Origin of the sequence: Glutamicibacter sp. NPDC087661 (assembly GCF_044743275.1) — a bacterium.
GTDB lineage: Bacteria > Actinomycetota > Actinomycetes > Actinomycetales > Micrococcaceae > Glutamicibacter.
Genome location: NZ_JBIUWE010000003.1, coordinates 416,288 through 435,335 on the forward strand (window position 1 = coordinate 416,288; position 19,048 = coordinate 435,335).

The following is a 19,048-nucleotide window of genomic DNA, read 5'->3' on the forward strand; positions in this document are numbered from 1 at the left end:
CGCTTCGAATCCAGGCAAGGGCCGCGGCACGCAACGAGGTTGCGGCCCATGCCTGGACAGCTACTGCAGCAGGAAAGATGCCACTGATGAGCACCACAACACACGATGCCCCGGAACAAGACCGGGACGCCAGCGCGCCCAGTCCGCAGCCCCAGCGTTGGAACAAGGGGAACAATGCTCCGGCCGGGGCTAAGCCGGCCGAGACCAGGGACGAGCGCAAGACGCGCCGCCGGCACCTTCGCGGGCGGTGGGATTTCAAGTACTCCCCATATCTCTACATCTCGCCTTTCTTCATCCTCTTCGGCCTGGTGGGCCTGTTCCCCCTGATCTACACGTTCGTCGTCTCGATCAATGACTGGGATCTGCTCGGCGGAGCAGGAGCCTGGATCGGCCTAGAAAACTACAAAGCCGAACTGACCTCTCCGCTGTTCTGGAATTCCCTGTTCAACACCTTCAGCATCTTCCTGCTTTCGGCCATCCCGCAATTGGTGATCGCGACGTTCATCGCGGCCATGCTGGACCAGAACATCCGCGCCAAGACCTTCTGGCGCATGAGCGTGCTGGTTCCCTACGTGGTCACGCCGGTGGCCGTCACACTGATTTTCTCCTCGGCATTCGACGAGCAGTATGGCGTGCTGAACAACCTGCTGGCCGCCGTGAATATCGACCCGATCGCGTGGAAGACCGAGGTCTTCCCGTCGCATATGGCTATTGCGACCATGGTGAACTGGCGCTGGACCGGCTACAACGCGCTGATCCTGCTGGCAGCCATGCAGGCGGTGCCACGCGAACTGCATGAATCAGCGGCCATCGACGGCGCCGGCGTGATCCGCCGCTTCTTCTCGATTACCTTGCCCAGCATCCGCCCCACGATGATCTTCGTGATCATCACTGCCACCATCGGCGGCCTGCAGATCTTCACCGAACCCAAGCTGTTCAACCCCAGCAGCTCGGTTCCAGGCGGCCCGGACCGCCAGTACCAGACCACGGTGCTCTACCTCTGGGACCTGGCATTCAATCGCGGGGACTTCGGACGCGCTTCGGCCGTGGCCTGGATCCTCTTCCTGATCATCATCGTGATCGGCGTGATCAATTTCCTGATCTCCGGATCCATCGCTTCCTCGGCCGACAAGAAGGGCGCCGGCAGCACTGGCAGAACCCGAGCGGCACGTCGGGCAGCTGCCCGAGCCGAAGCCAAAGCAGCAAAGCCGGCCAACGGAACGCAGAGCGGAAGTGCAGCAAATGAGTAATGCAACAGTGGAACGCCCCGCGCGCCAGGTCCGTGCGCCCCAGCGCCGCGGCAAGAACTTCTCCATGGACCGCCGTCCTGGCTTCCTCACCTACGGAATCCTGCTGGCCTTCCTCATCGGCAGCACCTACCCGCTGTGGTACTCGTTCGTCATCGGTTCCTCCACCGGTGCGGTATTCGCCTCGGCGTACCCGCCGCTGCTGCCAGGCGGCCAGTTCTGGACCAATGTCGCCGAGGTCCTGGACTCCGTCGATTTCTGGGCGGCCCTGGGCAACAGCATCATCGTCTCCTCGGTGATCACCTTCTCGGTGGTTTCCTTCTCCACCCTGGCAGGCTACGCGTTCGCCAAATTGCGCTTCCGCGGGCGCCAGGGGCTGCTGGTCTTCGTGATCGCGACCTTGGCCGTGCCCACCCAGCTGGGCATCATCCCGATGTTCATGATGATGAAGCAATTCGGCTGGACCGGCTCGCTGGGAGCCATCATCATCCCGACCCTGGTCACTGCCTTCGGCGTATTCTTCATGCGCCAGTACCTGGTGGAGAACATCCCCGATGAACTGATTGAGGCCGCCCGCGTGGATGGCGCCTCCATGATCGGCACCTTCTGGCATGTCGGGGTTCCAGCGGCTCGCCCGGCGATGGCGATCCTGTCGCTGTTCACCTTCATGACCGCCTGGACCGACTACCTGTGGCCCATGCTGGTGGCACCGCAGAACCCAACCTTGCAGGTGGCGTTGAGCCAACTGCAGTCTGCCCGATACGTTGACTACACCATCGTGATGACCGGGGCCCTGCTGGCCACGATCCCGCTGCTGGTGCTCTTCATACTTGCAGGCAAACAACTTGTATCCGGAATTATGGCAGGAGCTGTAAAGGGCTAATGATGAACCACCTATCCCAAAAATTCGCGTGGCCTAAGGAATTCCTGTGGGGCTCGGCTACGGCAGCAGCCCAGATCGAAGGCGCTGGCCATTCCTACGGCAAGGAAGATTCGGTCTGGGACGCCTTCGCCCGCAAGCATGGGGCCATCGCAGGAGGTGAGAACCTCGAAGTCGCAGTGGACCACTACCACCGCTACCGCGAAGATGTGCAGCTCATGCGCGAACTGGGCCTGGACTCCTACCGGTTCTCCACCAGCTGGGCTCGCGTGGTCCCCGGGGGCCGAACCGTGAACCCCGAAGGCCTGGATTTCTACTCCCGGCTGGTCGACGAGCTGCTGGAGAATGGCATCCTGCCGTGGCTGACGCTCTACCACTGGGATCTGCCGCAGGCATTGGAAGAGCGCGGTGGCTGGACCAACCGCGAGACCTCCTACAAATTCCTCGAATACGCGGAGGCTGTGCATGAAAAGCTCGGCGACCGCGTGAAGCACTGGACGACATTCAACGAACCGCTGTGCTCTTCGCTGATTGGCTACGCCGCCGGCGAGCATGCCCCGGGACGCCAGGAACCGGAAGCGGCGCTGGCAGCGGTGCACCACCAGCATCTGGCCCACGGGTTGGCCACCGCCCGGCTGCGCGAACTGGGCGCGGAGCATATCGGCATCACGCTGAACCTGACCAATGCGGTTCCGAATAATCCCGGCGATCCGGTGGATCTGGAAGCAGCGCGCCGCGTCGACGCATTGTGGAACCGCATGTACCTGGACCCTGTCCTGCGCGGTTCCTACCCCGAAGACCTGCTTGAAGACGTCCGGGGTTTGGGGCTGGCTGAAGTCATTGAAGCAGGGGACCTGGAGATCATCTCGCAGCCAATCGACTTCTTGGGCGTGAACCACTACCACGATGACAACGTTTCAGGCCATCCGCTGCCCGCCGGCCAGCCGCAGCCCGTGGTGCCTACCGATTCGCCGAAGTCTTCGCCTTTTGTCGGCAGCGAGTATGTGACCTTCCCGGCACGCGACCTGCCGCGCACGGCCATGGGCTGGGAAGTGAATCCCGAAGGGCTGCGCGTGCTGTTGAACCGGTTGAACCAGGACTACGCTAACCTTCCGTCGCTGTACATCACGGAGAACGGCGCTTCCTACACCGATACGGTGACGGAGGCCGGAACCGTTGAAGATCCCGAACGCGAGGAATACATCCTCAACCACCTTGATGCTGTGGCCCGCGCGATAGAAGACGGCGTGGATGTCCGCGGCTACTTTGTCTGGTCTTTGCTGGACAATTTCGAATGGGCTTGGGGCTACGCGAAGCGCTTTGGCATTATCCACGTCGATTACCAGACCCAGGTGCGAACGATTAAGAATAGTGGCAAGGCCTACGCGGGGTTGATTGCCGCAAACCGTACAATGGCATAACACCTGAGCATGATGGTCCGCAGCCTGCCGATGGTGCTGCGGACCATCATCGTGTTTCACCGACGGACTACTGCAAGGCACCTGGATAAAGATCATGATCATGCACGAAGCGCGGAGCCCGAAACCGACCCTCGAGTTGGTGGCAGAACGCGCAGGTGTCTCACGGGCCACGGTCTCCCGTGTAGTGAATGGCTCGGATCGGGTGAAGCCAGGGGCTCGCAAGGCTGTTGAATTGGCTATCCGCGAATTGAACTACGTGCCTAACCGTGCCGCCCGTTCGCTGGCGCAGGGCCGGACCAATTCCATCGCCTTGGTGGTTCCCGAGAACACCGCGAAGTTCTTCGCAGACCCGTACTTCGCCAAGGTCGTCCAGGGCGCTGCCCAGTACTTGGCCGATACCGAATTCATGCTCACCTTGCTGCTGTCCACCGAAGCGGATCCGGTGAAAACCACCCGTTACCTGCAAGGCAGCAATGTGGATGGCGCGCTGGTGCTTTCGCACCACGCGGATGACCGTTCCTATGCGGATCTCGGAACTGTGTTGCCCATGGTTTATGGCGGACGCACCATGAGCACCGATCAAAAGGACATCTATGTTGTCGATATCGACAACATCGCCGCCGCCAGGCAAGCGACTGAGGTCATCCTTGGCCAGGGACGCACCAAGCTGGCAATTATTGCCGGGCCACAGGACATGGGCGCGGGACTGGACCGTTTGGTGGGATTCAAGCAGGCAGTTGAACGCGCGGGCCTGGAGCCTGCGGCTATTGAGATCGGCGACTTCACCCCGGCTAGCGGACGGCGCATCATGCAGCAGCTGCTGGACGCGGATGTTGCGGTAGACGGCCTGTTTGCCGCCAGTGCCCAGATGGGCTTCGGAGCTTTGCAAGCCCTAGGGGAAGCCGGTGTGAAAGTGCCGGAGGACATTTCGGTAACGTCCGTTGATGATGACTCTTTCGCGCGAAGCTCGACACCGCCGTTGACGACCATTGCGCAGAACCCGGAGCGCCAGGGCGAAATCATGGCGGAACTGTTGATCAAACGCATCAACGGAGAACAGGTACCCGAGTGGAGCATCATGGACACGAAATTGGTGTTGCGCGCTTCGCACTAGTCTGTTGCGGCACCGCTGCCGTTCACCGCCGGGATTTAACAAAAAAATTCCCACTCGATCGAGTGGGAATTTTCAGTTGGTGCGCCCAAAGGGATTCGAACCCCTGACCTTCTGTTCCGTAGACAGACGCTCTATCCAGCTGAGCTATGGGCGCATATTCATTTATTAGCCGTCTTGACGACTTGAATAACTTTACACGAGATTTCCGGGGAGCAAGAACCAAAACAGCAAAAAGTGCCGTGATTCACAAAATAACTAGTCGACTACGAAATCACTGGGATTGGAAGCCGAATGATCGTGCAAGATCGCTTGGTAGAGGTTGTGGTCCTGCCAGCGTCCTTTGATCTCCAGATAGTTCGGCGCCATGCCAATTCGGACGAAGCCGTTCTTTTCAAGAACGCGCTGCGAGCCGTAATTGTGGGGGAGCGTACTGGCTTCCAGCCGGTGCAAGCCCAGATCGTTGAGCGCCACCGTGCGCAAGGTGGCCACGGCTCGGGAAGCCAAGCCCCGCCCGGTGTATTCATGATCGATCCAGTAGCCCAGGCTGGCGCTTTGGAATGCGCCACGGGCCACTCCGCTGATATTGAAGCGTCCGATGAGCGCATCCCGTTCGAAGAGCCCGAAGGGAAAGGCCAATCCGCTTCGGCGAGCTTCTGAGGCGGCTGCGAGGTGTGCCGCTTGCCGCGTCTCGGTGAAGAATTCTGCGGGGCGAGCCGGCTCCCAGGGCTCCAGGTGCTGTCGATTGCGCTGGTAGGACTCAGCGATTTGCTTTGCGTCGGCGACTTCCAGCAGGCGCAGGCTGAGCTGGCCGCCTAGAGCAAGCTGTGTCATCGGGCAATCCTTTGGGGGAAACAAAAAATTCCCACTCGAGCGAGTGGGAATTTTTCAGTTGGTGCGCCCAAAGGGATTCGAACCCCTGACCTTCTGTTCCGTAGACAGACGCTCTATCCAGCTGAGCTATGGGCGCATATTCTTTTGTCTGGCTCGTTCTCACGAACCTCGAATAACTATACAGGTCGATTTCGCGCTGTACAAATCGACGGGCAAAGCTAGTGGGTCCAGATGAACATAAGGTTATGTGAAGACGTTGAAAGGGTACCGGTCTACGTGACCTTCGTCACATAATCGAGTCAATTCGTTTAGACCAACCCCCGGAATTTCGGGAATTTTTTCCTTCTGGTCCTCCGGGTTTCACTTTCATGAGGTTTCGATCACACGGCGCTGGAGTTGAGCACCTAATAGCCTTGATTTATTGCAAGTTCAGCCCAATGGAGGGAATGGATAATGAGCACGAGCTCGGATCAGAACGTTATCAGCGCAGCACCTACTTCGCACGAGAAGTTGGCATCCTGGGTTGAGGAAGTTGCCGCACTGACGAAGCCGGATCGTGTTTATTGGGTTGATGGGTCAGCTGAAGAAAATGATCGCCTGACTGCCGAGCTGGTTGAAGCCGGCACCTTAGTCAAGCTGACCGATCCGAACTTCCCTAACTCTTACGCTGGTTTCTCGGACCCCAAGGATGTGGCCCGAGTCGAAGAGCGCACCTTCATCTGCTCCGAAAAGGAAGCAGATGCAGGCTTCACCAATAATTGGGAAGACCCAACCAAGATGAAGTCCATGCTCAGCGGCCTGTTCGATGGCTCGATGCGCGGACGCACCATGTACGTCATCCCATTCGTCATGGGCCCGCTGAACGCGGAAGTGCCTGCCTACGGCGTGGAGATCACCGATTCCGCCTACGTCGTTGCCTCGATGCGCATCATGGCCAAGATCGGCAATGAAGTACTGCGCAAGATGGAAGCCGAGGACGCATTCTTCGTTCCAGCGCTGCACTCGGTAGGTGCACCCCTGGAGCCGGGCCAGGAAGATGTTGCCTGGCCATGCAACGAAGACAAGTGGATCGTGCACTTCCCCGAAGAGCGCGCCATCATGTCCTACGGTTCGGGCTACGGCGGCAACGCGCTGCTGGGCAAGAAGTGCTACTCGCTGCGCATCGCCTCGGCGATGGCCCGCGATGAAGGCTGGCTCGCAGAGCACATGCTCATCCTGAAGCTGACCAGCCCACAGAACAAGTCGTACCATATTGCCGCGGCATTCCCGTCGGCCTGCGGCAAGACCAACCTGGCGCTGCTGGATCCAACCATTGAAGGCTGGAAGACTGAGACCCTGGGCGATGACATCAACTGGATGCGCATCGGCAAGGACGGCGAGCTGCGCGGCGTTAACCCCGAATACGGCCTGTTCGGCGTGGCGCCAGGCACCGGCTGGTCCACCAACCCGAACGCGATGCGCGCCATCTCCAAGGGCAACAACATCTTCACCAATGTTGCGCTGACCGATGACGGCGGCGTCTGGTGGGAGGGCATGACCGACGAGGCTCCTGCGCACCTGACCGACTGGTTGGGCAACGACTGGACTCCTGAATCCGGTCGTCCGGCAGCGCACCCTAATTCGCGCTTCTGCACCCCGATCGACCAGGTCGACATGCTTTCCGAGGACTACTACTCGCCTAACGGCGTGAAGATCGATGCGATCCTCTTCGGCGGCCGCCGCAAGACCACCATTCCGCTGGTGACCGAAGCCCGCAGCTGGACCAACGGCATCTTCATGGGTTCGACCCTTTCCTCCGAGACCACCGCAGCCGCTGCAGGTGCGACCGGAGTGATTCGCCGTGACCCGATGGCGATGCTGCCATTCATCGGCTACAACGCAGGCGACTACCTGAACCACTGGGACAAGATCTCGAACAAGCTCAACCCAGAGCAGATGCCGAAGATCTTCTTGGTGAACTGGTTCCGCCGCACGGCTGACGGTGGCTTCGCGTGGCCAGGGTTCGGCGACAATTCGCGTGTGCTCAAGTGGGCTGTCGAGCGTATCGAAGGCACCGCGGACGCCCGGGAAACCATCATCGGAAACGTCCCGACCGGCGAGTCCCTGGATTTGGCCGGCCTTGAAGGGTTCACCCCAGCCGACGTCGAAGCGGCAGTAGCTGTCAACAAGGATGAATGGGCTACCGAAGTCGAGGCCATCGAAGAGTGGTACGCCAAGTTCGGCGACGCGCTGCCGGCTTCGCTGCGTGCAGAGCTCGACGGCTTGAAGGATCGCCTGAACGCGTAGTTGACTAGGATCTCCAGCAGATCCGCACAGTGAACGCCCCGGTGACTGGAATTCCAGTCACCGGGGCGTTCTCGTGCGCCACGGAGGAATTGTCACAATCCGGGTACAGTTTCCACACGCCGGGGCAAAGTGGGTGCAAAATCAACTATTTATGAAAAGATTGCTCTATGGTTTTGGCACGATTGATTCTCGGGCTGCTGTGCTTGTCGCCCATGACTGGCTACGAGCTCAAGAAGCACTTTGACTCCTCTATTAACCACTTCTGGAACGCAGACAAGGCGCAGATCTATCGCACTTTGGCGCAGCTGGTGGACAAGGGGTATGCCACCGTGCGCACCGTCGCGCAGTCGAATTACCCTGACCGCCAGGAACACCACATCACGGAAACGGGACGTGCGGCACTGGCCCAGTGGCTTTCTGCTGGTGCGGTGCAGTCTCCCGAGCGTGATCCCTTCATGGGGCAGGTGTTCTTCGCCGCCGAACTCGAACGCGATGATATCCAGAGCTTGCTGGAGGAGCGCCGCCAAGCCACGCAGTTCATCCTCGATGACTACCTCTCCCAGCGCGAAGGCATTGACATGCGAGCCGCTGCGGACCGTCGCAGCTTCCTGATGGCTGCCACACTTGACCATGCAATCCGACAACAAGCCGCGGAGCTGGAATGGCTCGACGCGGTATTGGAGTACTTGCCATGACTGCAGCCAAAGACCAGAACAAGACCCCTGCAAGCGGTGCCGGGCGCGATGCCACCGATTATCCGGAAGTGCATCCCGGGCGGCATCATGATGGGCAACGGTCGATGAAGACCCTGGTCTTCCTCCACGGCGGAAACGTCGGCAACTGGAGCTGGGACCCGCAGGTTCTGGCCTTTGGCGACTGCAACATCCTGACTCTGCACCTGCCGGCCTTTGGTGCCCGGTTCGAGGAGACCTGGGATGGCCTGGAATCCGCCGCCGATGATGTCGCCGCCTTGATCGCCGACGAGGTTTCCGAAGGCGGCGTGCATCTGGTTGGCATTTCCCTGGGCGGAGTGATTGCTTTGCACGTGGCCGCACGGCATCCGGAGCTCGTTGACTCCGTGCTGATTACCGGCACTCCGGTGACCGGTGTGGGGCAGGCGGCCCGGGCTTTCCAACGGATGCAGCTCAAGCTCATTGGCAGCGAGTGGTTCTGGCGTTTCCAGGCTGGTGCCTACGGAATGGTGGATGATGAGCGCGAGCTGTTCACCGAGCACGGCGTGAAGCTCAAAGCCGAGAACATGCGGGCCATCATGGACGAGATGGACCCAGGGGGATTGCCGCAGAAGCTCGGCTCCTACCGGGGCCCGGTACTGGCCCTCGCTGGAGCCAAGGAGCCGAAAGTTGTGCAGAAATCCTTTGACGCGCTGCGCGCAAGGCTCCCGCAGGTGATCACGCGCGTGGTTCCGGGCATGCACCACCAATGGAATATCGAGAACCCGATCCTGTTCAACTCGGTGCTGCGCAAGTGGATTTCCGATGCGGGCCTGCACCAGATCCTGGTTGATCCGCAGGCTGCGAAGCCGGCACCCGGCGCGAAAGCAACACCGGTGGAACAAGCCGCTGAAGCGCCGGCGAATCAGGACCTGGAAGCCGGGGAGCCCGCGCCGCCAGCTCAAGAAGCCGGGCAGAAGAAGCCTGGCAGGTTCGCCGGGAAAATCGATCCTCGAAAGCTGGACCCGAAAAAGTTCGATTTGAAGAAGAAGGCACCGAAACAGGGTGGCAAGCCGGATTCTCCCGCGGATACCGGAAAATAAAGGCAAAAAAGTGCTGCAGGCGGATTCCCCATGGATCCACCTGCAGCACGGCTCTGTCACCAGGAAGCTAGGCGGCGAGCCATACATCCGGGCCGAAGACTTCATAGTGGATACGCTTGGCCGGGATGCCGGCTTCCAGCGCCTGGTTGCGCATTGCATGCATGAATGGCAGCGGGCCGCACAAGTAGACCTGGGCATTCCCGGTCAGTGCGCCGGCGAGATCCATGTAGCCGGACGAGGCGTTCAGCCCCTCCGGCAATTCCCCGCGTTCGAACCAGGTGCTGATGGTGGCTTCTGGCAGCTTGCCGATGGATTCGAGCATCTGCTCGCGCAATGGCCAGGCGGTGGCCGTCTGGTCTGCGTGCAGCACGGTGACCTTGCGGGTGGAGCCGCGTGCGGCCAGGGTCTGCAACGCGGCCGCACTCGGGGCGCAGCCGATTCCGGCGGTGGCGATCACCAGCGGCGAGCCATCGTCATCGATGACCAGGTCGCCATACGGATTCGATAGCTCCACCACGTCGCCGAGTTTCAGGCCATGGTGGATCACCGGGGAGAATTCGCCGTTCACATCCAGTTTGACCGTGACGGTGCGGCGGTCGGTTCGCTCGATGTCGCCGCTCAAGGTGTACTGGCGGACCTGGCGCAGGCCGTCGGCCATCGGCATGCGGACCGAAACGAATTGGCCCGGCTTGGCGACGGTGGCAGGGGTCCGGTCAGCTGGCTCGAAGCTGAAGCAGACCGAATCAACGCCGGTTTCGATGCGCTCGACAAGCTTCCACGGGGTGTAGATCTCGGCGTTGGCCTGCTGCGCGTACAAGCCTTTCTCGATCTTGACCAGCGCGTGGGCCATCAGCCAGTAGACCTCGGTCCAGGCCTCGGCGATCTGCGGAGTCAGCGCCTCGCCCAGGTCTTCGGCGATGGCGTCGAAGAGGTGCTTGTAGACGATGGGGTACTGCTCCTCGGCGACACCGAGGGAAGCGTGCTTGTGGGCTACGCGCGCGAGCATGGTTTCCGGAGTGGTGCCCGGGTACTTGACAAAGTAGGTTGCGAAGACTGCGATGGATCCCGCCAAGGCCTGCTGCTGGGTGCCGTTCTTCTGGTTCGAACGGGAGAAGATTCCGTCGAGCAGTTCCGGGTGAGCGGTGAACAGGCGGTTGTAGAAGTTCGGGGTAATGCTGGAAATGCGCTCTGCGATGATTGGCAACGTGGCTTCAACGACCGGGAAGGACTTCGTGGACAGCATCGGGTCTCCTTGGAGTAGGCGATAACTTGTATTCCAGATACAAGATTTATGATTCATTTCTACGCCTAGTAGAAAAGGATTGCAAATCCACCGGCCGGTATTCGTAACAGAAATCGGCGATGCGACCCCCGGGGGCCGCAGGGGAATCAGGAAAGGGCGCGCACCGTCGGGAAGGGGAGCCCCGTGAAGGGCATCGCGGATGATGCCGGGCAGATGTCATGGATGGTCAGCGGGTCCAGTGAAGCGTAGAAAGCTTCGCGGGCCTGCCGGAAGACTGCCCGCAAGCGGCAGTTGCCCGAAAGCGGGCAGTTGGATTGCGCGTCATGATCGGAGCAATCCACAATATCGGTGCGCTTGTCCAACTTGCGCAGCAGTGAGCCGAGGGAAAAATCCAGTGCTCCATCGCTCAGCTGCGCGCCGCCATTGCGGCCGCGGGTGACCTGCAGGATTCCCAGCGTGCGCAGTTCCAGGACGGCTTTGGCAACGTGGTTGTAGGGAACCCCCACGGACTCGGCGATCTGGCGGCTGGTCAGTTGCCCGGTGCCGGGCGTTGCAAGGACCATGACGGTTCGCAAGCATACGTCGGTGAAGGCACTGAGTTTCATGATTCCTACTTTACGTGGGAAAAGCATTCCGGGGTCAGCATAGTGACTATGCCGACCCCGGAATTACCAACTGCGGTCTAGAGCGCGTTGGCCCAAATGGCTTCAGCCGACTCTGCCGCTGGCTCGTCGAAGATCCATTCGCCGCCTGGCTCTGCAGGCATGGTGTACGGCTGCACGATGGCCAACGCCGCACCGACACGGTGCTCGGCCACAATGTGGATGGCGTCCTGGTCGTTTTCCTGGAGCAGCACATCCGAGGCGACGGCGATCGCCTGGAAGTGGGTGCCCTGCTGGTTCAGCACCTGCATCAGGTCCGCAACCATGGCTTCGGTGTCGATGTCGGCTTCCGGATCCTCAGGATCATCCGTTGGCGGAACAGCGATCAAGCGCAGCTCCGGCTCGTCTTCCTCTTCCTTCGGCTCCAGCGCGATCGCAAAAGGCAGGAACACGCCCTGCTCTTCGAGCTGTTCGCGGGCCACGCCCAGGGCGGTGCCCAAGACCTTGTTCAGCGCGTCCTTGACGCCCTCATCCAGTTCTTCGAGGTTCATGTCTTCCCTTTGCTAGTTGGTGACGTTCTTTTCACGCACGATAGCCAGAACGGCATCGCGGATGGGCTCAATGATTTCTGCGGTCCGGCCTTCGCCGTTGAAACGCAGGAATGGTTCGGTGTTCGATGGGCGCAGATTGATCCACCAGCTGCCATCGGCCGCTGAAATGGTCGTGCCGTCCATGGTGATCACTTCTACTGGCTGGTCTTGGAAATGCGACACGACCCGGGCAGTGGCACCTGCCTTGTCCTCGACCTCTGAATTGATTTCACCGGTGGCAGCGTAGGGTTCGTATTCGGCACCCAGCTCGGAGAGCGGCAGTTCCTGCTCGCCCAAGGCGGCCAGCACATGCATGGCAGCGAGCATGCCGGTATCGGCATTGTAGAAGTCGCGGAAGTAGTAGTGGGCGGAATGCTCGCCGCCGAAGACCGCGCCCTGCGAAGCCATTTCAGCCTTGATGAAGGAGTGGCCTACGCGGGTCATCACCGGAACGCCTCCGGACTTGGCGACGAATTCAGGCACCGCCTTGGAAGTGATCAAGTTGTGGATGATCACCGGGGACTCTTCGCCAGCTGCCTGCACACGGGCGATTTCGCGCACCGCGACCAGTGCGGTGATAGCCGAAGGGGACAGCGGCAGCCCGCGCTCGTCGATCACGAAGCAGCGGTCGGCATCGCCGTCGAAAGCCAGGCCGAGATCGGCCCCGTGCTCCAGTACTGCGGATTGCAGGTCCTTGAGGTTTTCCGGTTCCAGCGGATTGGCCGGGTGGTTGGGGAAAGTGCCATCCAGCTCGAAATACAGCGGAACAATTTCGAGCGGCAGCTCAGCGAGCACCGTACCCCCAAGAACTGCGGGGGTAGTCATGCCGCCCATGCCGTTTCCGGCATCCACCACGATCTTCAGCGGACGAATGCCCGACAAGTCCACCAATTCTCGCAGGTAAGCTGCATAGTCGGCCAGCACGTCGCGCTCGCTGATGCTGCCCTGCGGGGCGTCACCGGAGACCGGCAGTCCCTCGTCAAGGTACTGCTGGGCCAGGTCGCGAATGTCGAAAAGACCGGTAGCCGAAGAAATCGGGCGGGCGCCAGACTTGGACATCTTAATGCCGTTGTACTGGGCGGGATTGTGGCTGGCGGTGAAGACAACACCGGCGGCATTGAGCTTGCCCGATGCGAAGTACAGCTCATCGGTGGAGATCAATCCGAGCATGATCACGTTGGCGCCGCGGTAGGTGGCGCCACGAGCGAAGGCTTGGGCGAATTCTGCGGAAGACGGGCGCATGTCACCGCCAACCAGTACTTCCTTGCCGGACAGGGACAGGACGTCGACAAAGGCCGCGCCGATGGCTTCAATTGCTTCGGCATCCAGGTTCTCGCCGACTACGCCGCGTACGTCGTAGGCCTTAAAGCTCTGATTAAGATCAATTTCTTCACTCACGCCTTTCAGCCTACCGGTTTGACTGATTCAAATCATTGAGAACTAGGCGATTGCGGATGGGAAATGCCTAACATTTCAGCTATTTTCCCCTGTCGGCACCGCAGCTTGTGAGAGCTCATCCACAATTAGCGGACGCCACGGGCTAAATCGTGGGCAGGAACTGAAATACTGGAGGCATGGATGGCTCAACGCAAGTGGATCTGAAAACGCTGGCACTGCAGAAACTGCGCGCACTGGTGCAAAACCCGGACGCGCAGTTCCATGATGGCCAGTATGAAGCGATCAGCGCACTGGTGGCCGAGCGGCGCCGTGCACTGGTCGTCCAGCGTACCGGCTGGGGCAAGTCCGCCGTGTACTTCATCGCTTCCCTGCTGCTGCGAGAACAGGGCTACGGGCCAACACTGATCGTTTCCCCGCTGCTGGCATTGATGCGCGACCAGGTTGCGGCCGCGGAGCGTGCTGGAGTCCGCGCTGCGGCCATCAATTCGGCCAATGTGCTCGAATGGCGTGAAATCCTCGAAAAGCTGCAACGCAATGAGCTCGATGTGCTGCTGGTGTCCCCGGAGCGTTTGAACAATCCATCCTTCCGCGAGCAGCAGCTGCCGATGCTGATGCAGCGCTTGGGCCTGCTGGTCATCGACGAGGCGCACTGCATTTCGGACTGGGGCCACGATTTCCGCCCGGATTACCGCCGCATCCGGGACCTGATCGCCCGATTGCCTCAGGGCCTCCCGGTTTTGGCGACCACTGCAACAGCGAACAGCCGAGTAGTCCAGGACGTTGCCGAACAGCTGGCCGGCGGCACCGAGGAGGTCTTCACGCTGCGCGGCACCCTGGCTCGCGACTCGCTGCGCCTAGGTGTCCTGCGTCTGGCTTCGCCGCGCATGCAGTTAGCCTGGTTGCTCAGCCACATCGAGGACTTCAAGGGCTCGGGCATTATCTACACCCTGACGGTTTCTGCGGCCGAGGATATTGCTCGCCTGCTCAAGGATGCCGGGCACGAAGTTGCTGCCTACACCGGGCGCACCGATTTGGAAGAACGCGAACGCCTTGAACAAGCGTTGAAGAATAACGAAGTGAAAGCGCTGATCGCCACGAGCGCCTTGGGCATGGGCTTTGACAAGCCAGACCTCGGTTTCGTCTTGCACATAGGTGCCCCCAGCTCGCCCGTGGCCTACTACCAGCAGGTGGGCCGTGCCGGGCGTGGGAGCATCAACGCAGATGTCCTGCTGCTGCCCGGGCCCGACGACTCGGAAATTTGGGAATACTTCGCCACCAGCTCCATGCCGGACCAGGTGCGCGCCACCCAGGTGCTCGAGGCCTTGGCCAAGACCGACGGTGCGATGAGTGTCCCGGCGCTGGAAAGCGCCGTGAACCTTCGCCGCTCGCCACTTGAGCTGTTGCTGAAGGTGCTGGCCGTGGATGGTGCGGTGGAGCGTGTTGCCGGCGGCTGGATGCGCACCGACATGCCATGGACCTATGATGCCGATCGGTACAAGCGAGTGGCGCAGAGCCGAATCCATGAACAAAACCTCATGGTCAGTTACGAGAACACTCGCGGATGCCGCATGCAGTTTCTGACCGACGCCTTGGATGATCCCCAGTCTGCTCCCTGCGGCCGGTGCGACAACTGCGCTGGCGTTTGGTTTGACGACCATATTCCTGACGATTCGAAGGACAGCGCGCAGGCGGCACTTGGACGGGTGGGAGTTCCTATTGAACCGCGCAAGCTGTACCCTTCGGGACTGGACCGGCTGGGGTACACGCTCAAGGGCAAAATCGCTATTGACGAGCAGGTGGCCACGGGCCGGGCGCTGGCTCGCCTGACCGACCTGGGGTGGGGCAACCGATTGCGCCAGCTCTTTGCCGACCCCACCGATTCCCCTATCGACAAGGCGATGTTCGATGCGTGCATCAAGGTGCTTGCCGAATGGAATTGGGAGGAACGTCCAGTGGGCGTTGTAGCCATGCCATCGAATAAGCGTCCCCAGCTGATCACCTCCCTTGCTCAGGGCCTAGCTGAGGTGGGACGGTTGCGCTACCTGGGGCAGCTCGAATATCGCGGTGCTGGACCACAGAATGGCCCGGGCGGGAATTCCGCTTTCCGTGTGGCTGCGGTTGCCGATGCTTTTGAACTTCCAACGCAGCTCGAACAGCTCATTGCCGACGCTCCAGGGCCGGTGCTGCTAGTTGATGATCTGGTTGATTCCCGGTGGTCCATGGCGATGGCTGGGCGGGCCCTGCGCATCGCCGGCGCACCGGGTGTCATGCCTTTCACTTTGGGCGTAGCCGGGTAATCGCACAGTTAAACAAAGTAGTCTGGAAGTATGGAATTTCTCATCTGGCTCGTTGTCCTCATCGCAGTGATTGCCCTGGGCTACTTCGGTCTGCAAGCGCTGCGCAAGAAGAACACTGCGCAAATCGCGCAGGCGATTTCCCGTGAAGCAGCGCAGGCGGCAAACGCGAGGCTGGATGATGCTTCACGCAATTCGGTGTACCGCAATCTGGCCAAGGGCGACATCATGGGCGCGGTCAAGGATTTCCGCGCTGCTACTGGCGACTCGGTCAAGGATTGCGTGATTGCAGTACGCAGCCTCGACAAGTACCCGCAGACAGCCCCTGCCAAGGAATTGCCGAATGATGATGCCGAGATCAAGGCTTTGAGCGACAAACTCGAAGCTCAAGTTGAGCGCGAAGATCGTGAAGCGGCCGCCACTGCCGCAGAGGATGCCACACCAGCACCTGCCGATGACACTTGGGTTGTACCCCAGGAATGGAGCGAGCAGTTCAGTTCCCTTCAGGAACCAAGTGCTACGCACTTCAAGATGGCGTTCGAACTTGATGGCGAGAACCGCGAATTTTCCAGCGAACAACTGCCGGCAAATGAATACGACCAGCTATTCTCCATGCTGCGGGATTCCAATTTTGAAGAAGCGGCAAAGATCCTGCACGGCTATACGGATCTGCCGGTCGAAGACCTGGAACGCATGATCGCGACGTCTCCCATGTCTGGCGCGAGCGCCAACGGCAATATTGCAGACTTCCGCTTTGAAGGCCAGGGCCCGGATGGTCCAGTGCATTTCGATGCTGCCGAACTTCCAGAAGCTGACCGCGAAGCGCTCTTCGACGCAATCGCCGATACCGATCTGGACCGGATGTCAGAAATCATTGTTCGCCACACCTCGTTGCCAGAGGATATCGTGCAGAACATGCTGCGGACCTTCGTTAAGCGCGACGACCAGTAGCGGAGAAACTGCAGTCCTGGAGTTTTGAAAATCCCCCGGATTCACCGAAAAATCGGTGAATCCGGGGGATTTTCCGTATTCGGAACGTTCTCGTCGAAAAAGTGCCATATGAACGAAAAACCCCCTACCTGAGTAGGGGGTTCTTGGCGGACACGGGGGGATTTGAACCCCCGGTCGAGTTTTAGCCCGACCCTTCATTAGCAGTGAAGTCCATTCGGCCGCTCTGGCACGTGTCCATCCGCTGTTTCCAGCAGAATCTAGCCTACCCGAAGATGGGCGCGTGTTCCAAAACGAGAGAGCTAACGCACCTGTCGCCACAGGAATTCGTAGCTGGTCGCCAGCATTTTGGCGGTTGACTCGTTATCCGTTGACCCGGCATGGCCACCGCCCTGTGGCTCGTGGTACCGCACATTGGCAATGCCCAGATCCATCATTTTGGCTGCCATGATGCGTGCCTGCGAAGGGCCGACACGGTCATCAGAAGTCGTGGTCCAAATCAACGAGGCCGGATAGTCATTGGCTGGATGAGGCTGGTCGGTGAGTCGATGCACGGGGGAGAAAGTCCGCAGGAAGTCCCAGTCCCCGGGAACCTGCGGGTCGCCATACTCGGCAATCCAGGAATGGCCGGCTGCCAACTGGGTGTAGCGCTGCATGTCCAATAGCGGGACGCCGCAGGAAATTGCTCCGAACAAGCGCGGATAACCGGAGATCATATTGCCCATGAGCAACCCTCCGTTAGAACGCCCTGTAGCAGCCAAATGCGCGCGGGAGGTAACACGGCGAGCTACGAGGTCCTGGGCGATGGCTGCGAAATCTTCATAGGCACGATGGCGCTTTTCACGCAGGGCAGCACGATGCCAATCTGGCCCGTACTCCCCTCCACCGCGAATGTTGGTCATGACGTATACCGGCTTGCGTCCGTCATCGGTACGGCGCGATAACCAACCGGTGCCCATGGCCGCTGCATAACCAGGAGTCATGCTGTGCTGGAAACCGCCGTAGCCGTCCATCAGCACCGGGTTCTTCCCATCGTGGACCAGATCAGATGCCGCGACTTGGAAATAGGGAACCCTGGTACCGTCCGCAGAGGAGGCAAAATGCTGGGTGACTTCAAAACCGCCGGCATCAAAACGATCCGGCGATTTCTTCACGACCTTTGCTGCCGAACCAACTGTGCCGCGCAACAAGGTAGTAGGGGTAATGAATCCGGTGATGGTCATCCAATAGTCATCGCCATGCTCCGGGTCCTCATCATCAACGGCTCCCACCGAGACGCTGAGCATTGGATCCTTCAGCGGCATGTCCGACTGGCTGAAATCATCTGCCAGATCAATGATGCGCACTTGCGAAGCCACATCACACAATACGGTGAGCAGCAGATAATTGGCGGTAAAGCTCAGTGATTCCAGCGCAGTGTGCGCATCCGGGACGAAGAGAACCTTCTCGATGCTGCCGGACTCGAGGAATCTATCCAGCCGGGCGATAGCCAATGAACCCGCAGCGATCTTCTGGCCCTGGTGTTCCCAATTGGTTTGGGGAGCAAAGAGGACCCACTGCCGGTGCAGGCTGACCTGCACATCGGTTGGAACATCGATCAGATGGTGTTCCCCGTCGATGAGGACACCGGCAGTGGAATTGTAGAAGTCGATGGCATCAGTGGTGACCACGCGTTCGAATCCCGGAGTCGAATCGAAGTAGCCGAAGGCTGCGACATGTTCTCTATCGACTTGGAAGAGAATTGGCGCTTCTTCGATCTCCATGCCGCGGCTGAGCCTTCTCAAGGTATTCGCGTAGGTCGAACGGGTTGTGAACTGCTCGCTGCTGGCGGAACCGACAAGCAACGTATCGTGGTCAATCCACGAGGCTTGGGTCTTCGCAACGGGAAGGTCGAAACCGCCGGCAACGAAGCTCTTGGAGGCCAGATCGAATTCGCGAATGCGCACCTGGTCGCCGCCGTCAGGACTCAAGCGAAGCAGCGCCCGCTGGTAGGCGCCACCGGCCGTTGGACGCAGGAGTGCTGAACCAGCGAAATGCCATTCGTGGCCTTCCAGCTGCGCATGCAGGTCAAGATCCAATAGGATTTCCCACTGCGGGTCGTCGCTGAGGTAGGAATTCCAAGTGGTGCGACGCCAAAGTCCAAGACGATGGGCGGAATCGCGCCAGAAGTTGTAGTAGTGATCGCCACGCTTGGTCACCATGGGAATGCGGTCTTGGGCATCCAGGACCGTTTTGATCCGCTCCGCAGTGGCATGGAACGAGTCGTCGTACAGCTCGGACTCGGTACGCTGGGTCTGATCCCGCACCCATTCGAGTGCCGTTTCGTCGTGAATTCCTTCAAGCCAGGAATACGGATCAGCGCTTGCAACCTCAGAATCATGCTCAGTCATGGCCATAGTCTATGCGTCTGGCCCATGCCC

The 19,048-nt window shown here is 60.0% G+C and carries 15 protein-coding genes and 3 tRNA genes; 9 read left to right on the forward strand and 9 right to left on the reverse strand.

Annotated features, from left to right (window positions below; all coding sequences use genetic code 11):
• Window positions 1-86 precede the first annotated feature (86 nt).
• The 4 genes from ACIOTN_RS11205 to ACIOTN_RS11220 all read left to right on the forward strand — a co-directional run bounded on the left by ACIOTN_RS11205 (window position 87) and on the right by ACIOTN_RS11220 (window position 4,662).
• Complete coding sequence (locus ACIOTN_RS11205) at window positions 87-1,250, forward strand: carbohydrate ABC transporter permease (protein WP_105658846.1); 1,164 nt, start codon at window positions 87-89, stop codon at window positions 1,248-1,250.
• On the forward strand, window positions 1,243-2,130 hold the full coding sequence (locus tag ACIOTN_RS11210) for a carbohydrate ABC transporter permease (protein WP_041648380.1): 888 nt from the start codon (window positions 1,243-1,245) through the stop codon (window positions 2,128-2,130). Before ACIOTN_RS11205 ends, ACIOTN_RS11210 begins: the two co-directional genes overlap by 8 nt.
• Complete coding sequence (locus ACIOTN_RS11215; protein WP_105658810.1) at window positions 2,130-3,548, forward strand: GH1 family beta-glucosidase; 1,419 nt, start codon at window positions 2,130-2,132, stop codon at window positions 3,546-3,548. The genes ACIOTN_RS11210 and ACIOTN_RS11215 overlap by 1 nt, the downstream gene beginning before the upstream one ends.
• Before the next feature lie 94 nt (window positions 3,549-3,642).
• The gene (locus tag ACIOTN_RS11220) at window positions 3,643-4,662 is read left to right on the forward strand and encodes a LacI family DNA-binding transcriptional regulator (protein ID WP_105658809.1); all 1,020 of its coding nucleotides are present in this window, start codon (window positions 3,643-3,645) and stop codon (window positions 4,660-4,662) included.
• Window positions 4,663-4,739: 77 nt separating this feature from the next.
• Here ACIOTN_RS11220 and ACIOTN_RS11225 read toward each other — a convergent pair.
• The 3 genes from ACIOTN_RS11225 to ACIOTN_RS11235 form a co-directional block, all read right to left on the reverse strand.
• Window positions 4,740-4,816 (reverse strand) — tRNA-Arg (locus tag ACIOTN_RS11225).
• A gap of 101 nt (window positions 4,817-4,917) precedes the next feature.
• Window positions 4,918-5,493: a GNAT family N-acetyltransferase gene (locus ACIOTN_RS11230; RefSeq protein WP_402735371.1), complete on the reverse strand. Its 576-nt coding sequence runs from the start codon at window positions 5,491-5,493 to the stop codon at window positions 4,918-4,920.
• Between the two features lie 59 nt (window positions 5,494-5,552).
• Window positions 5,553-5,629 (reverse strand) — tRNA-Arg (locus ACIOTN_RS11235).
• A 317-nt stretch (window positions 5,630-5,946) separates the two neighbouring features.
• Here ACIOTN_RS11235 and ACIOTN_RS11240 point away from each other — a divergent pair.
• From ACIOTN_RS11240 to ACIOTN_RS11250, 3 genes are all read left to right on the forward strand, one after another.
• Window positions 5,947-7,779 carry a phosphoenolpyruvate carboxykinase (GTP) gene (locus ACIOTN_RS11240; RefSeq protein WP_402735372.1) on the forward strand — a complete coding sequence of 611 codons (1,833 nt, stop codon included), beginning with the start codon at window positions 5,947-5,949 and terminating at the stop codon, window positions 7,777-7,779.
• A 167-nt stretch (window positions 7,780-7,946) separates the two neighbouring features.
• Window positions 7,947-8,474: a PadR family transcriptional regulator gene (locus tag ACIOTN_RS11245; protein ID WP_105658806.1), complete on the forward strand. Its 528-nt coding sequence runs from the start codon at window positions 7,947-7,949 to the stop codon at window positions 8,472-8,474.
• Complete coding sequence (locus tag ACIOTN_RS11250; protein ID WP_332488280.1) at window positions 8,471-9,553, forward strand: alpha/beta hydrolase; 1,083 nt, start codon at window positions 8,471-8,473, stop codon at window positions 9,551-9,553. Before ACIOTN_RS11245 ends, ACIOTN_RS11250 begins: the two co-directional genes overlap by 4 nt.
• 67 nt (window positions 9,554-9,620) lie before the next feature.
• Here the strand turns inward: ACIOTN_RS11250 and ACIOTN_RS11255 are convergent, their stop codons facing one another.
• The 4 genes from ACIOTN_RS11255 to ACIOTN_RS11270 all read right to left on the reverse strand — a co-directional run bounded on the left by ACIOTN_RS11255 (window position 9,621) and on the right by ACIOTN_RS11270 (window position 13,395).
• Window positions 9,621-10,796 carry a globin domain-containing protein gene (locus ACIOTN_RS11255; protein ID WP_402735373.1) on the reverse strand — a complete coding sequence of 392 codons (1,176 nt, stop codon included), beginning with the start codon at window positions 10,794-10,796 and terminating at the stop codon, window positions 9,621-9,623.
• Window positions 10,797-10,942: 146 nt separating this feature from the next.
• Window positions 10,943-11,401 (reverse strand): RrF2 family transcriptional regulator, encoded by a 459-nt coding sequence (locus tag ACIOTN_RS11260; protein ID WP_402735374.1) that lies wholly within the window; start codon window positions 11,399-11,401, stop codon window positions 10,943-10,945.
• A 77-nt stretch (window positions 11,402-11,478) separates the two neighbouring features.
• The gene (locus tag ACIOTN_RS11265) at window positions 11,479-11,949 is read right to left on the reverse strand and encodes a hypothetical protein (RefSeq protein WP_105658802.1); all 471 of its coding nucleotides are present in this window, start codon (window positions 11,947-11,949) and stop codon (window positions 11,479-11,481) included.
• A gap of 12 nt (window positions 11,950-11,961) precedes the next feature.
• Window positions 11,962-13,395, reverse strand: a complete 1,434-nt coding sequence (locus ACIOTN_RS11270) for a phosphomannomutase/phosphoglucomutase (RefSeq protein WP_166650881.1) — start codon at window positions 13,393-13,395, stop codon at window positions 11,962-11,964.
• Between the two features lie 167 nt (window positions 13,396-13,562).
• On the opposite strand from ACIOTN_RS11270, the gene ACIOTN_RS11275 reads away from it, so the two are divergent.
• Window positions 13,563-15,683 (forward strand): RecQ family ATP-dependent DNA helicase, encoded by a 2,121-nt coding sequence (locus ACIOTN_RS11275; protein WP_332498832.1) that lies wholly within the window; start codon window positions 13,563-13,565, stop codon window positions 15,681-15,683.
• Window positions 15,684-15,713: 30 nt separating this feature from the next.
• Window positions 15,714-16,631, forward strand: a complete 918-nt coding sequence (locus ACIOTN_RS11280) for a hypothetical protein (RefSeq protein ID WP_388024321.1) — start codon at window positions 15,714-15,716, stop codon at window positions 16,629-16,631.
• Between the two features lie 144 nt (window positions 16,632-16,775).
• Here the strand turns inward: ACIOTN_RS11280 and ACIOTN_RS11285 are convergent.
• Window positions 16,776-16,867: transfer RNA gene (locus ACIOTN_RS11285), tRNA-Ser, on the reverse strand.
• Between the two features lie 63 nt (window positions 16,868-16,930).
• Window positions 16,931-19,018 (reverse strand): prolyl oligopeptidase family protein, encoded by a 2,088-nt coding sequence (locus ACIOTN_RS11290; RefSeq protein ID WP_402735375.1) that lies wholly within the window; start codon window positions 19,016-19,018, stop codon window positions 16,931-16,933.
• Window positions 19,019-19,048 lie beyond the last annotated feature (30 nt).